Origin of the sequence: Blautia wexlerae DSM 19850, assembly GCF_025148125.1 — a bacterium.
GTDB classification, from domain to species: Bacteria; Bacillota; Clostridia; order Lachnospirales; family Lachnospiraceae; genus Blautia_A; species Blautia_A wexlerae.
Genome location: NZ_CP102267.1, coordinates 1,008,320 through 1,023,385, shown reverse-complemented (window position 1 = coordinate 1,023,385; position 15,066 = coordinate 1,008,320). Strand labels below are relative to the sequence as shown.

Annotated in this window: 11 protein-coding genes, 1 pseudogene and 1 riboswitch; all 12 genes and pseudogenes read right to left on the bottom strand. The window is 41.4% G+C overall.

All coding sequences use genetic code 11. The annotated features are described in order from the left end of the window. Positions 1 to 8 precede the first annotated feature (8 nt). Positions 9 to 115, bottom strand: a riboswitch (NiCo riboswitch). A 195-nt stretch (positions 116 to 310) separates the two neighbouring features. Continuing rightward, positions 311 to 1,720 (bottom strand): MATE family efflux transporter, encoded by a 1,410-nt coding sequence (locus NQ550_RS04735; RefSeq protein ID WP_022380860.1) that lies wholly within the window; start codon positions 1,718 to 1,720, stop codon positions 311 to 313. A 497-nt stretch (positions 1,721 to 2,217) separates the two neighbouring features. Continuing rightward, complete coding sequence (locus NQ550_RS04730) at positions 2,218 to 3,078, bottom strand: carbohydrate ABC transporter permease (protein ID WP_008705790.1); 861 nt, start codon at positions 3,076 to 3,078, stop codon at positions 2,218 to 2,220. After that, the gene (locus NQ550_RS04725) at positions 3,078 to 4,130 is read right to left on the bottom strand and encodes a carbohydrate ABC transporter permease (RefSeq protein WP_025580448.1); all 1,053 of its coding nucleotides are present in this window, start codon (positions 4,128 to 4,130) and stop codon (positions 3,078 to 3,080) included. Before NQ550_RS04725 ends, NQ550_RS04730 begins: the two co-directional genes overlap by 1 nt. Before the next feature lie 157 nt (positions 4,131 to 4,287). After that, positions 4,288 to 5,529, bottom strand: a complete 1,242-nt coding sequence (locus tag NQ550_RS04720) for an ABC transporter substrate-binding protein (RefSeq protein WP_416386325.1) — start codon at positions 5,527 to 5,529, stop codon at positions 4,288 to 4,290. A 434-nt stretch (positions 5,530 to 5,963) separates the two neighbouring features. Then, complete coding sequence (locus tag NQ550_RS04715; RefSeq protein ID WP_025580445.1) at positions 5,964 to 6,578, bottom strand: ECF transporter S component; 615 nt, start codon at positions 6,576 to 6,578, stop codon at positions 5,964 to 5,966. A gap of 387 nt (positions 6,579 to 6,965) precedes the next feature. Further along, positions 6,966 to 8,138, bottom strand: a complete 1,173-nt coding sequence (locus NQ550_RS04710) for an NAD(P)-dependent malic enzyme (RefSeq protein WP_019160940.1) — start codon at positions 8,136 to 8,138, stop codon at positions 6,966 to 6,968. Positions 8,139 to 8,347: 209 nt separating this feature from the next. Then, on the bottom strand, positions 8,348 to 10,087 hold the full coding sequence (locus NQ550_RS04705) for a DUF4179 domain-containing protein (RefSeq protein ID WP_022380864.1): 1,740 nt from the start codon (positions 10,085 to 10,087) through the stop codon (positions 8,348 to 8,350). A 60-nt stretch (positions 10,088 to 10,147) separates the two neighbouring features. After that, positions 10,148 to 10,744 (bottom strand): RNA polymerase sigma factor, encoded by a 597-nt coding sequence (locus NQ550_RS04700; RefSeq protein ID WP_022380865.1) that lies wholly within the window; start codon positions 10,742 to 10,744, stop codon positions 10,148 to 10,150. A gap of 317 nt (positions 10,745 to 11,061) precedes the next feature. Further along, a complete protein-coding gene (locus tag NQ550_RS04695) occupies positions 11,062 to 11,568 on the bottom strand; it encodes an HD domain-containing protein (protein ID WP_025580443.1) in 507 nt (168 codons plus the stop codon). Positions 11,569 to 11,691: 123 nt separating this feature from the next. Continuing rightward, positions 11,692 to 12,846 (bottom strand): annotated as a pseudogene (locus NQ550_RS04690) (FprA family A-type flavoprotein); the annotation flags it as partial. Between the two features lie 177 nt (positions 12,847 to 13,023). Then, positions 13,024 to 13,512, bottom strand: coding sequence for a hypothetical protein (locus NQ550_RS04685; RefSeq protein WP_259839388.1), 489 nt, complete (start codon positions 13,510 to 13,512; stop codon positions 13,024 to 13,026). Between the two features lie 212 nt (positions 13,513 to 13,724). Beyond that, entirely contained in the window at positions 13,725 to 15,053 is a 1,329-nt protein-coding gene (locus tag NQ550_RS04680) for an IS200/IS605 family accessory protein TnpB-related protein (protein WP_259839386.1), read from the bottom strand. Between the last annotated feature and the right edge of the window lie 13 nt (positions 15,054 to 15,066).

Sequence of the window (15,066 nt, the reverse complement as noted above, 5' to 3'; positions counted from 1 at the left end):
GGAACATACACTGTCCCACAGATATGTCTGAAAATTTTCATATCTGCTGCCGCTTCGCGCGGCCCGGCCCCACGCCCTCGAGCATCTCGGGCATCGCCTGCTCAGTTTGTACTGTTGATCTCGCATTCTGTTGAATGTAATGCAGTGCAAAGAGAATTAATGTTATATATATCAATTCACAAATAGCATGATGTGAATCAAACAACAAGTCATATTATAATAGTTTTATAAGACTGTTTCTAATTGACTTTCACTGATAATACACTATAGTATATCGGTTAGTCAAGCCAAATGTTATTGAAAATTTTTATCATGATGAAACAATATTCTGCAGCCACACACCCTTCTTAACCAGCACAAATCCAATCACACACTTAATCAAATCCGCCAGCTGCACACATGCATAAATCACAAGCACATGAATCCCTGTATAACGACTCAGCACAAACGCGATTGGCACACTGACGCACCAGATAAACACACTGTCAAACAGGAACGTAATAATCGTCTTCCCACCGGAACGCAGAGTAAAATAGGTTGCATGCAAAAACGCATTCTGCGGCATAAAGAATGCAGTGATCATAATCAGATACTTCGCCAGCTCCCTTGCCTCATCATTGGTATTATAAAGCATTGGAAACAGCGGCGCCATAACAAACATCACCATTGCCACACAGGTACAACACATCACTGAGAACGCGATCATCTTGTTATCTGTATCTCTCGCTTTCTTCATATCTCCCGCACCCAGAAGCTGTCCCACAATAATCGCAACAGAATCTCCCAGCGCAATAAACACAATATTAAACACATTGTTGATGGTATTGGAAATATTCAGCGAAGCAACCACATTCAGCCCTCGAATCGAATAACACTGAGTCAGCATCGCCATGGCAGAAGCCCATAAAGTCTCATTAAACAACAGCGGTGTACCCTTGACCAGAATCTTCTTTGTCAGATTCGCAGGAACCTTAAGCGTGCTGTACAGCCCCTTTGCAAATGCATTCTTCTCCGTATGCCTGTGTGTCCAGCCTATTACAATTGCCGCCTCCACATAACGTGACAGCACAGTTGCGATTGCCGCACCTCTCACACCCAGTCTAGGGAAGAAAAATACACCATAGATCAACAGATAATTAAACAACAGATTCACACAGATTGCCACAACCCCGGCTTTCATTGGCAGAACAGTCTCTCCGCACTCTCTCAGAGTACTGGAATAAATCTGCACCATCATAAACGGCGGCAGTCCCAACAGCATAATATCCAGATACTGCTTTCCATACTTAAGCGTATCTGCGATCTGCTGCGCAGTACCCTCTCCCTGAAGATACATACTGATCAGATTCTCTCCAACAGTAAAAAACAGCAAAATCGTTCCAATCGTCAGAATCACAGCCATCCAGAACTTATACCTGAATGTCTGCCTCACACCCTCGTGATCCTTCTGTCCAAAATACTGTGCCGTGAAAATACCCGCTCCGGATACCCCTCCGAAAATGCACAGATTATAGACAAAAATCAACTGATTCACAATGGAAGCCCCCGACATCTGCTCCGTACCGATCCGCCCGATCATAATATTATCCAGCAGACTCACGAAATTCGTAATTCCATTCTGAATCATGATCGGAACAGCCACAGCCAGAACCATCATATAAAACTTCCTGTCACCGATAAACTTCTTACGAAACGATGACCTTTCTTTCGTCCTCTCCATAAAACTTTTCCTCATCCTTCTTCACAAAAACAGACTGTCCCGAGACAGCCCTCGCCTTAAGCGTTGTATCACCTACATTACTATAAACCCCCCAACATTTCAACCCCATATCAATAAATTTATACTACCATTTTCTATTCCGTTTCTGTTCCGTTTTTTCTCCACTCCATATCTGATAACACACTTCCATACTATCATTCACAGTCCCAGCCAGTTCACAGCGAAGAAAAATAAATGTTTTTAACCACATCTACAGGGGGTGTAGCAACTCTTAGTCTTTGGGAATTTGCGTTATGTCAGAAAAATTCACTGTCTGAGCGAAGCGAGTTTGAATTTTTCTGGCATGGTTTTAGCAAATTTCCAAAGGCTTAGAGTTCCTGCCCCCGCAGCCGTGGTTCAAAACATTTATTTTTCTTCGCGTCCCCTTTGAAACCATAAAAAAGCTGTCGTCCCCAATAAATGAGGAAACGACAGCTATTCAAAAAGTATTTGCAAGCCTATTTAATAGCACCCTCAACCATACCATTCATAATCTGCTTCTGAGCAAGCAGGAATACGATGATCATCGGAATCATTGCCAGGAGTGCTGCAGTAAGGATCAGATCCCACTGCTTAACATAAGAACCAACAAACGCCTGTACAGCAACCGGAAGAGTCTTAACCTTACCATTCTGTCCTAACATCAGAGAAGGAAGAAGGTAATCGTTCCAGATCCACATACCATTCAGAATAGTAACAGTAACAATAACCGGTTTCAGAAGCGGAAGGATAATGCGGAAGAAAGTTCCCTCAGGAGAACATCCGTCAATCGCTGCTGCTTCTTCCAGTTCATATGGAATACCTTTAATAAAACCAGTTAAGATAAATACTGTCATAGCACCACCGAATCCACAGTATGCAAATACAATACCAGGAACAGACTGAAGCATGTTGATTCCAAGGAATTTACCTACATCACGGAATGTAGAAACCAGAGGAAGCATAACTACCTGGAAAGGAATTGTCATGGATGCGATGAATGTCATGTAAATAGCTGTGGACCATTTTGTCTTGTTACGGCAGATAACCCATGCAGCCATACCACCGAATAAAGCAAGTAATACAAGGGAAACAACTGTAATGATCGCAGATGTTCCGAATGCACTCCAGAAACTGAAGTTGGAGTTGTTGACAACGTTTGAAATATTTGTCTTAAACTGTGCAAAGCTTGCACCTGCAAAGCTTACAGGATTTGCAACAATACCGTTTGCATTCTTAAATGTATTAATAAGTACCAGATAGAAAGGAGATAATATGTACGCTGCGATAACAATCGCAACAGCTGTAAGCACTACCTTTGGAGTTTTCTTCGTAACCATTACATTTCAACCTCCTTCTTATTGGAAATTCTGACCTGAATAATAGATACAGCAGCCAGGATAATGAAGAACAGAATAGCTTTCGCCTGACCAAGTGCATAATTGTTCTTGGAGATCGCTGTATTATAAATATTCAGAGCCAGCATCTGAGTACCGTTTGTCAGATAGTTTCCGAAGAAACTTGTGACAGAACCTGTACCATTTGTCAGAGCCATGTTAACATCGAACTGTTTGAATGCAGATGTTAAGGTAAGGAATGTACAGATTGTAATTGTAGCTGCGATCATCGGAATCTTGATCTTAAATAATGTTGTAACAGCATTTGCGCCATCGATCTGAGATGCTTCCAGTACATCTTTAGGTACCTGTGTCAGACCTGTTACATAGATCAGCATGATATAACCTGCATACTGCCAGATATAAACAACGATGATAGCCATCATAGCTGTGTTTGTCTTTGACAGAAGTGAAATATTATTTGTCATCTTGATCAGTACGTTATTAAATATGAACTGCCATACATAACCAAGTACGATACCGCCGATCAGGTTTGGCAGGAAATAGGAAGCTCTGAAGAATGAGAGTCCCTTAACCTTAGAGGTACAGAGTAAGGCCAGCATAAACGCTACTACATTTACCAGAACCATATTCAGAACTACAAACAGAATTGTGATGATCAGTGACCAGAGGAAACTTGGTTCACTGAACATTGCCTTATAGTTTGCAAATCCTATAAATCCTGTCATCTTGATTCCATTCCAGTCTGTAAAGGAATAGAATACACCAAGGCATAATGGAATAATAACTGTTACTACAAATGTAAATAACAACGGAAATACAAATATAAAGTTAACGATGCTTCTGTGATGTTTTAATGTCGGGAATAAATACATTCCCAGTAAGATGCCGATTGCACCGATGATCAGCGCCGGACCTCTCCAGCCTGCTCCGCTTCCGGAAATATCCTGGATCAATGATGCTGCCAGTAAAATAATACCGGCGATCAGGCATACCATGGAAATTGCTTTTTTACTAGCACTGTTTGTATTCATTTTGCCTTCATCCTTCCTATTTCTTATTTCAAAGCAAAAATCAATGCGTCTTAAACTTTTTGCGTACCTGGATAAAGGTCTGCCGGACCTTTACTCAGGTATGCAGCGCAAATAAAAGTGGGCGGCAACATAAGCGCCGCCCGTTAAGTTTCAATTATTAGTTTGCATATGCACCCTGGATAACCTGTTCCAGTGTCTTAACAAATCCGGCTTCATCAAGGCTGCCAGATGCATAGTCAGCAAATACCTGACCTGTATAGTTCTGTGCAAGACCTTCTTTCATACCAAGCCAATGCCAAGCAGATGTCTTTCCGGAAGATACATAATCAGTGATTGTCTGAGCAAATGGATCATCACCAACGATTGTGCAAGACTTGAACGGACTTACGAAACCTGCTTCTTTAACAAGAACTTCCTGAGCTTCATCTGTTGTCAGCCACTGAAGGAATGCTTCTGCTGCTTCTACATTACCATCTTTATATACTGACCACCAGGATGGAGAGTTTGTAAGGATTGTATCAATTCCGTCTTCAAATGCGTATGGAATCATACCAACTTCGAAGTTACCAGCTTCTTTATAAGCATCTGCATCATCACCTGTCATAGTTGCACCGATCCAGGAGCCCTGAGTAACGAATGCATATTTACCAGATGAGAAGTTAAGGATCTGCTGATCATATGTACCGGATACAAGAAGTGCCGGATCTGAATACTGATTCAGAAGACCTACAAAGTTAGCAAAATCTGTTAAACGATCTTCGTCAACCTTACCGCCATCATTGAGCATATCAATATAAGTAGTGTCATCTCTGTCAAGACCTGAATCCAGATAGTTTCCAAATAAGTGGTTACCTGTTGACCAGTAAAGGTTAACTGGTTCTGCACCATAACCTACAACTGCTGTCAGTCCAAGCTCATCTTTCTTGGAATCAATTGTCTCAAATGCTTCTTTGATTGCATCAGGACCTGTTAATGTAGAAGGATCAATTCCTGCTTTGTCAAGGATGTCTTTGTTATAAGCAAGACCGATTGCTTCTGTTGTATATGGGAAACCGATTGTACCCTGGCTCTCATCAACATAAGCTGAATCTGTGTCAGAAGCCCATTCCTGATCACTCATATCTACTAAAAGGTCTGTCCAGTTAGCGAAGTCTGTAGCACCGCCGTTTACGAAGATGTCAGGCATGTTATCTGACTGATAGTATCCTTTCAGAGTACCCTGAATATCGACTCCACCGCCTATGGATTCGATTTCTACTTTAGTTCCTGTTTCTTTCTCATACATTTCAGCTAATTTCTTCAGCTGAGCGTCAACTTCGATCTTACCGTTTACAAGACGAATACTGTCACCGTCTGCTGCCTGTACGGATACTGCTGCCGGAACCATTGATGCGATCATAGATACTGCTAAAAGTGTTGCAAATACTTTTTTCTTCATTTTCGTCACCTCGTCATTTTTTTAACTGTTTCTTTTTACCTTTTGCGCATAAGGTTTTTTGATAGTTGTATAATACCACTTTGTTTCTGAAATAGCAATACCTTTTTCGCATAAGTTTGAATTTTTTTATCTTTCTTTTTCGTCATTTGTTAAATATGCACAATTTATTTTTTCTATCTTATTACACTATGTCCAAAAAAGTGCTACTTTGAGGTCAAAAAAGTGCATCCTCTTTGAATTGTATCCTATGGCTTGTGCCTGTTTTTCCTTCGTCAGACAAGTAAAAACTTCTGCGCAGAACATTACGGAATAATTTCCTGTAACATAATAAAACAGCATTTCAGGTTCTGCACCCGAAATGCTGTTTTATTATGTCGTATTCATTTTGTATCCATTTATGCTGCCTGTTCTTTTTTCTTACCGGTGATTGTAAGCAGATGGCTCTTGATCAGTACCGGACGTACTGCATTGTAAATCACTGCTACCAGAATCACCGAAACAACTGCATTAAATAATGTCGCTACAGCACTCATTTTTGCAAGTGCCTGTGCCAGTTCCTGAGGCTGTCCGAGAATATACTGTTTGTAGAAATATCCTACGATCGGATCTGCCACAACATTAAATGCAAGACCTGCTACAGAAGCAATCACACTCCATTTGAAAACATATTTCTTATCTGTACTTTCATTAATCTTTGCAATCTTATGTGCTACCAGACCTGTGATCAGGCCAATACAGAATTTCAGTACAAATGTCTTTGGTGCGCCTGTGATATATACAGGATCCATCAGGTCTGCGATTCCCATTCCGATGGCACCGGACAATCCGCCGTATACACCGCCGATCAGAAGTGCTGCCAGTACGCAGAATGCATTTCCGATATGGATGGATGTTGCATCACCGCCCGGTACAGGGATCTTAATCTGCAGGAATGTAAAAGATACATAGCATAACGCAGCCATAAGAGCTGTCTCTGCAAGTTTTGTAATTGTGCTGTTCTGAGTATTCATAATAACTGTCCCCTCTCATATGATCTGATAGAAGGCCCATATCAATAAGCCAGATTGCCTGTTTGATTTTCACTATCAGATTTTTTATATTTTGACGCATCAATATGTTGAAGTTATCATACGTGAAATGTGTCATTATTTCAATGACCAATTTTTTGAATTTTTTAGAGGTCAGATTGAATATTCTGTAAAAGAATCCTGCTTGCAGGATTCTCCGCCTGCGGCGGGTCGCTTCAGCGACATAATTCCTCTCCGTCGCAGTGCGATCCTGCCCGGAGGGCCTTTTTGTGTTATAGGAACATTACGGAGTAATTTCCTATAACACAAAAAAGCCCTCCGTCTGCATGCTGCTCACATGAAAACAGAGGGCTTCATTATTCTATTTGCTTAGATTCTTGCTACGCCTGATTTTCTTGCTGCTTCTGCTACAGCTTTAGCTACAGCGTCTTTTACACGTGGGTCAAAGGCTGCCGGAAGAATATATTCCGCTGTTAATTCTTCGTCGCTTACCAGACCTGCGATTGCATATGCTGCTGCAACTTTCATTTCATCGTTAACATCTGATGCTCTTGCGTCCAGTACACCACGGAAAAGTCCCGGGAAGCAGAGTACGTTATTTACCTGGTTCGGATAATCAGAACGTCCTGTGGACACCACTGCTGCGCCTGCTGCTTTTGCTTCGTCAGGGAAGATTTCAGGTACCGGGTTTGCACATGCAAAGATGATAGGATCTTTTGCCATTGTGCGGACCATATCCTGTGTCAGTGTTCCAGGTGCGGATACACCGATGAAGATGTCTGCGCCTTTGATCACTTCTGCAAGAGTACCTTTCTCTTTGTTGAAGTTTGTGATCTTAGCCATCTCTTCTTTGATCGGGTTTAATCCTTCTCTGCCTTCGTAAATCGCACCCTTTCTGTCTGTCATGATTACATTCTTAAGTCCCATGGACATTAACAGTTTGATGATAGCGATACCTGCAGCACCTGCTCCGGAAGTAACGATCTTCACTTCATCAAGCTTCTTGCCAACCAGTTTCAATGCGTTGATAACACCTGCAAGTGTGATAACTGCTGTTCCGTGCTGGTCATCGTGGAAGATCGGAATATCACAGCATTCTTTCAGTTTCTTTTCGATTTCAAAACATCTCGGTGCGGAAATATCCTCAAGGTTGATTCCGCCAAAGGATCCGGCCAGAAGGCTTACTGTCTTAACGATCTCATCAACATCTTTACTGCGGACGCAGAGCGGAATCGCGTCTACACCGCCAAATTCTTTAAAGAGTACACATTTACCTTCCATAACAGGCATACCAGCTTCCGGTCCGATATCTCCCAGTCCAAGTACCGCAGTTCCGTCTGTTACAACAGCAACTGTATTCCAGCGTCTTGTCAGATCATAACTCTTGTTTACATCCTTCTGGATCTCCAGACAAGGCTGAGCAACACCCGGTGTGTAAGCAAGGCTTAAAGCATCTTTGGAATCTACTTTGGCTCTTGATACAACCTCAATTTTACCTTTTAAGTCATAATGCATTTTTAAAGATTCTTTTGCGTAGTCCATTTTGTTTTGGCTCCCTTCTGCACTCTTTTTTTGAGACGCCTACATTGTAACATTAACTTGGCTCAGATTCTACTGTTTTTCTGACCTTTTTTCTCAAAATAATTAAAACAGCATCTTTCTGTAGAAAATTGGAAAGATGCTGTCTCAGTTATGATACTTTATTTTTTGATATCAGGTTAGGGGCAAAATACCTTTTGACCCTAACATCATTATTTATCTGTATCAAAATGCACTTCTGCGCTGGCAACTGCACGCTCATCCAGGAGTTGTTTGAAAGTCTTGGTCTTTGCTTTTTCTTCGTAGTCATCGGACCAGTAGTAGCCTTTCAGCTCGTCCATATACTCATAGTAGTCACAAAGATAAATATATACAGTGGAAATGTCTCTGTCCTGTATCGCATATGTGTTATTGCTGTTTGACACGCCTCCATATGGCATGATATCTCCATTGGCATCCAGCATAACTGCAAAATACTTTGCTTCCGGATCCTGCATTTTCATAGTGATCTCAAATGGTGTTTTCGTAATGGAGAGAACACCATCTCCATTTTCATCTACCACATTTACATCCTTTTTAACCGTATCGGAAGTATTTTTCTCTACATCTACGTTGAACTTCCAGTCACCCTTCAGTGTCCATGAGTTATATCTGTTATTACCTTCAATTGCCTCAGGATACCGTTCAAAATACTCATTCCACATCTCAGTGAAAAACTGATGTTCCAGATCCTTCTGTTCTTCTGTCAGGCTCTCATAATCTGCATCATCTGTGCTGATTCCATGCTCTGCCATTTTCTGATTATATTCATCCCGCAGATCCTGAGGGATATCCGGGGTAGTATCCTGGTCATCCGGAAGAGTACCCACAATATCTTTCAGATCCAGCTCCATGGCAAACCTGTCAGGTACTTTGATGTCTTTGACATAATCGCTGATTGCCGGACCTCCCACCTGAGGAAGGTTCTCATCACTGTATTCATCCATTCCCAGTGTCTGGGCTAACTTGTCAAAACTAAAGTCCTCAGAATCTACATCAATCCCTTTTTCTTTGAAAAATGCGTTACGCACCTCATAAAATTTTGTCCATCCTGCATCATCCACTGTCATATCTTCTACAGGAATACGCAAAACTCCTGCATAGGTGTTATCATCCAGCATTTTTCCATCCAGATAAGCATTGAACAGATTACTTTTTTCATCCATGTAATCATATTTCACTGTAGAATTCTCGCTGAGCTTAATATTGGGTTTTCCATCAGATGTAATGAATGTATCCGGGAATTTATCCTCTGTATGGATTGTCATGGACAGGTACAGAGCCATTTCATTACAGTATACTTCTGAAAGCGTGACAGTTGTTCCATCTACTGTTTTACTGTATGATTCATTGTCTTTCGTTTTATCTGCATTGTTATTTTCTGTTGTATTCTGATCCTCAGCCTGAGCACTTTGAGGATTACCTCCGTCCTCCTGACTTTCATTAGTATCTGCCAACTCTGCATCTTCTGCAGAATCTGTCAACTGCTTTGCATATTTCGAATAATCACCATAAAATCCCATGGAATTACCGAGCTGCTTAAATACATTTCCAACCAGAGGGATGTTCTCTGCAAATGCCGGATTTGTGATACATACTGTTGAAAATACAGCTGCAGCTGCAGTCAGTCCCAAAGCTGTTTTGTATACTGTTTTGAATTTCTTGTGCGATTTTGCTGTTCCTGTGGATTTCTTTCCGGAACTTCCTGTTGATTTCTCCTGTAATCTTTGCACCATATTCTCTGTATTTTCCGTATGTCCAGAAGCTGCTGCCATTTCTCTGATTCTGGAAAATGCTTCGTTTTTTGCATCTTCTGCCTGCTTTGGCAACGGAAAGTCTGCCTGCATGATTTCCTCTATCACATTGTCATTTCTGTTATTCTTTTCTTTATCAAAATCCAACTTCTTCGCCATGATCACTTCATTCCTTTCTTGAACTTACTGTTATGTTTCCTGCTGTTACTGATCCTGTTCTCAGATTTTCATTCTGATATTCTGCAAACCTTCTGCTATACCTGTGAATTCTCTGTTTTTCTTTTTTTTCTGCTGCAGTCTCTTCTTCTGAATATTATCTTCTGCTGAAGTATATTCCTGCTTTAGCTGCATACGGGCTCTGACCAGTCTGGTTTTTACTGTGTTTTCATTCATATTTAATATAGAAGCAATGTCTGCGATCCGAAATCCCTCTACATAATACAGAACCAGTATGATCCTGTAGGATTCGTCCAACATTCCAAGCATTTCCTTGAACTCAAATTCCTCAATGGACATATCCTGTCCGGGGACTTCCGGAAGTTCTTCGGCTCTGCTGAAGTTTTTATAATGTCTGTGGATTTTATTGCATTCATTGATCAGAATACGAATCATCCAGGTTTTGAAATATTCCGGATTCTTCAGTGTATGTATTTTTTCAAAGCAGGTAAGTATGGTATCCTGCATGGCATCTGCGGCATCCTCATCATTATCCAGGATTCCCCGCGCCACCTTGTACATTGCCAGAGAATTCTTTTCCATCAGTTCCAGAAATGCATCCGCATCTCCTGAGATGGAGCGTTTTACCAACTGTATCAAATGCTGATCCTCCTTGCTTAGAGTTTTATGTGTTACTGTTTACTTCATGTCCAGTAGCTCTTATGTTTTTACAAATATGTTTCATTCGAATGAAGCTTTGTTGTTTTGTTTTACACTTATTAGATGGGGAATTATAGAGAAAAGTTTCATATCTTTTAAATAAATTTTCAGGTATCGGATTTTTATAGTTATTATAACTTCTCGTCCGCATATAATTGTAATACAACCAGATTATAATCTCTGGGTTTTCCTACAAAAAAAGCGGCACATTTCTGCGCCGTTTTTTTATCACTCATAATCTTTCTTAACGTTTTTTTTTATTCTTCAACATTCAACCTCTTCTGATACATAGACTGGAGCAGGAATTTTCCTGTCTCTGTTTTGAATATTTTTTCCAGCATATTTTTCACATTATTTCCGGAGAAATTACTCTCATCTGCATTTACCAGATAATCTGCCTCTATCATGATCTGATAATCAATACCATCGATTCCGGTTATTGTATGATGATGACTTACAATATAAGAAACACGATCTACAAATTCTTTCGGCAGATCTGAATCTGCGAAAAATTCCTCTATCAGTGCCGCACTTTCTTTCTCCTGATGTTTGCCGTTGGCATTTCCGTATTTTACTCTGCAGAGAGGGCAGGCAATGTCGTGGACAACCGCAGTCACCTCCACCAGCTTCTGCTGCTCCGGTGACAGATTTTCGCCCTCTGCGATTGTTTTTGCATATGCGTATACTTTCATGAAATGGTTGATGTCATGAAGATCTCCCTTGGAATACTCTACCATTTTCTTTACAACTTCTGCTACTGTCATGCTTTGTTCCTGCCTTTCTCTTACGGGTTTAGTTACTTGTGCACTCCGTTCTCAGTAACCGGGTTTATCTTATTCTGAAAAACAGCAGAATCTTTCGATCCTGCTGTTTACAATTATCAATTATTTGCAGAGTTCCTCTGCCATAGCCTCAATCTCCGCTTCGTTTGCTTCGCTTAAGGAAGAAGTGATCTTTACATTATTTTCCAGCCATGTAATGTTTTTGCTCTTTTCGAACATTCCCTGCATGATTCTTGCTGCTGCAGGTGCCCAGCTTCCGTTTTCGATGAGACCGATAGTGCGGTTCTGGTAGCTGCGTTCTGTAAGGTTCTCAATGTAGGTACGCATAAATGGGAAAATATCTCCGTTGTATGTAATTGTGGCAAGTACCAGTTTGCCGTAACGGAAAGCATCTTCCACTGCTTTTGCCATGTCATCTCTTGCAAGGTCAAATACAGTTACTTTCGGGCAACCTTTTTCTTCCAGTTTCTGTGCCAGAAGTTCTACTGCTTTCTTTGTGTTTCCATATACAGATGTATAGGCGATCACAACACCTTCGCTCTCCACTTTGTAGGAGGACCAGATATCGTATTTCTCAATGTAATGTCCCAGATTCTCTGTAAGGATCGGTCCATGAAGCGGACAGATTGTCTGGATATCCAGAGTTGCGGCAGCTTTCAGAAGTTTCTGAACCTGTGCACCGTATTTTCCAACAATTCCGATATAGTAACGGCATGCTTCGCAGTCCCAGTCTTCTTCTACGTCAAGTGCTCCGAATTTGCCGAAACCATCTGCTGAAAACAGAACCTTATCAGTGCTGTCATAGGTAACCATAACCTCCGGCCAGTGAACCATTGGTGCAAATACAAAGGTCAGCACATGTTTTCCAAGTGTCAGGCTGTCACCGTTTGCAACCACCAGCTTCTTTCCGTCCAGATTCAGGTTTCTGAAGAAATTTCCCATCATAGTGAAGGTCTTGGTATTTGCAACTACAGTTGTGTCAGGATATGCTTTCATGAAGTTCTCGATATTTGCGGCATGATCCGGCTCCATATGCTGTACTACCAGATAATCCGGTTTCGCACCGTCCAGGACTTTGGCTACATTTTCAAGCCATTCATCTTTGAAATTAGCATCTACGGTATCCATAACTGCGATCTTTTCATCCATGATCACATATGAGTTATAGGACATACCGTTTGGCACTACATACTGACCTTCAAACAGATCTATCTGATGATCATTTACACCTACATAATAAATATCATTTCCGATTTTCATGATAACATGTTCCTCCTTAGCGATATCAGGACCGGTAAAATCCGGTTAAAAATTCCAATTTTTTTATTTCTGAACCTATTATATCCACATTCATATCGTTCGTCAAGTTTCATTTTATCCTAAAATTTCACCCCTTAACTCATATATAAAAAGTAATACTGTCGTTTTATTTAATACTTATTCTGGTAAAATTCCATATTCCTTATATAACCATTTTCGAGTCTCTGCATTTGTCACAACAGACTGTATTTCTGCACTTCTTCCATCCATAATCAGACGATTAAGTAAAGTGCTTAATCGTTCTTCGCCGATTGCTTCTCCAATCGCTATGCCCTTTGCTTCTCCAATTGCCCTACCCCTTGCTTCTCCAATTGCTTTTGCCTCTGCTTCCGCCTCTTTTTGAAGCCGTTCGAGCCTTTCAGATTCCAGTTCAAGAACTTTTCCACCCATAATCTCACCTATTCCTTTCCGGACTGTTTTTTCATTCCTACATATATAGTCTGCTATTTTTATGATCAGTTTATTTAAATTCATGTATAAAGCCGTCTTATCTGCTCCTGAAAGTTCTCTTTCCAGATTTATCCGGATTTCCTCATAGTCATTTAGCAAACTCTGGAACATTTCCGGATTCTCACTCATTTCATGAATATCCTTTTCATATCGCATAATATAAAACGGCAGAAGCATCAGTAAATTTTTGTGAATTAAAAACTTTATCCTCACACGACTGAAGTCGCGTGCTTCCAGACGCTTTAGGCGTCAGACTAAATATCGGCGGATACGCCTGTAACTTAGGCCAGCGCAGTTATGCGCATTTTTCCATGCCAGATATGGCAGGTTCCCACATTGCAGGTAGTCCGCTGTATATCTGCCTGCATTTATGCTGCCTTTAAGATTTCCATTTGTAAATGAAGTTCTTTCAGATCTGCATAAACACATGAGGTTCTACGCTTTACCGAAGGGACTTTTGCCTCCAGCAAAGACCTTTCCGTTACCGGAAGGGGTTTTAAAAGTTCTCTGATAAAATATCTTGCTCCGATATTATACGATGCCGACAGGTCACAGTTATATCTTTTTCCTGTCTGGAATACACAAAGACTGTGATTTTTCGGGTCACGGGACACACTTCCGGAGCCATCGTATGCAAGCCTGCTCGTATTCCATGCGCAGACTCTGGATACCCGCATTCCTTTTCTGTGTGCCTGATGCTCACAGCGTTTCTGGATATCCCGTTTTCTCCACAGATGCAGTTTCTGTTTTTTCTTTCCGGATATCTTTCCCTGCATTTCCAGATACTCGAATACGATCACATCTGCATGGTTCTCTTCTGCATTTTTTACAATCGCACCTGCAATTTTTCTTCCCAGCTCTATGTTCAGGCGTTTCGTATATGCCCATCTTCCCCGTGACTGCGCAGAGCTGTGTTCCCTCTGGAATCTTCGGATTCGGCCCAGCGTGCGGTACATCCGGTCTTTTTCACTGGGATGATCGATAAATTTTCTCCCCAGGACAGTTCCGTCTGCCCGCATAATGGTACAGACCGCATCGGTATTGATTCCCAGGTCCACACTACAGATGATCTGTTCTTTTACCGGTGTCTTCGTAAGTGTCACTTCTTCCGTATAAGAAAAACGCAGGAAATATTTATGGTGCCTTTTCTCCAGTGTCGGGGCTGATGCCTTTTTCCCCGACCAGTTCCTGCGCAGATATTCCATATCTGTATGATTTAAACGCACACAAAACCATTTCCAGTCATGACCATCATACAGTTTCAGGTATGCTTCGCCTTTTCCTTCTTTTTCCTCTCTGTACATGACATCACGATAAAAAACAGGCATGGCATGATTCTCATACGCCAGTCTGGGTTTCCCTGCTTTTTCTCCTGACTTTTCCCACAGATCCATCCGTGTTTCGTAAGAAGATACACTTCCCAATGCATGCTGGATTGCGGCTCGCCTCAGGTAGGACGGCATCTTCGGAAAGCGAAGATCAAAATCAAAGCGTGCAGGATTCTTTTTTGTAGTATGCACCAGATGCTCTGCAGCATTAAACCGCCTTTTGGCATCCGGTATCTCTGCCAGTTCTTCCCACACCTGCTCATATATTTCTGTCAGGTAACTGACCGCAGACCGGTAGATTTCCAGTGTCTGGCGGACTGGGATATTCTGTTTTCGTAATTCTACGCCATAGCTGGATACGGTCTGCATCTCTTTTCCTCCA

Bases quoted from the DNA above. Each gene is read 5' to 3' on its own strand.
- NQ550_RS04735 (WP_022380860.1), bottom strand. From the start codon at position 1,720: ATGGAGAGGACGAAAGAAAGGTCATCGTTTCGTAAGAAGTTTATCGGT.
- NQ550_RS04730 (WP_008705790.1), bottom strand. From the start codon at position 3,078: ATGGTTACGAAGAAAACTCCAAAGGTAGTGCTTACAGCTGTTGCGATT.
- NQ550_RS04725 (WP_025580448.1), bottom strand. From the start codon at position 4,130: ATGAATACAAACAGTGCTAGTAAAAAAGCAATTTCCATGGTATGCCTG.
- NQ550_RS04720 (WP_416386325.1), bottom strand. From the start codon at position 5,529: ATGATCGCATCAATGGTTCCGGCAGCAGTATCCGTACAGGCAGCAGAC.
- NQ550_RS04715 (WP_025580445.1), bottom strand. From the start codon at position 6,578: ATGAATACTCAGAACAGCACAATTACAAAACTTGCAGAGACAGCTCTT.
- NQ550_RS04710 (WP_019160940.1), bottom strand. From the start codon at position 8,138: ATGGACTACGCAAAAGAATCTTTAAAAATGCATTATGACTTAAAAGGT.
- NQ550_RS04705 (WP_022380864.1), bottom strand. From the start codon at position 10,087: ATGGCGAAGAAGTTGGATTTTGATAAAGAAAAGAATAACAGAAATGAC.
- NQ550_RS04695 (WP_025580443.1), bottom strand. From the start codon at position 11,568: ATGACAGTAGCAGAAGTTGTAAAGAAAATGGTAGAGTATTCCAAGGGA.
- NQ550_RS04685 (WP_259839388.1), bottom strand. From the start codon at position 13,512: ATGCGATATGAAAAGGATATTCATGAAATGAGTGAGAATCCGGAAATG.
- NQ550_RS04680 (WP_259839386.1), bottom strand. From the start codon at position 15,053: ATGCAGACCGTATCCAGCTATGGCGTAGAATTACGAAAACAGAATATC.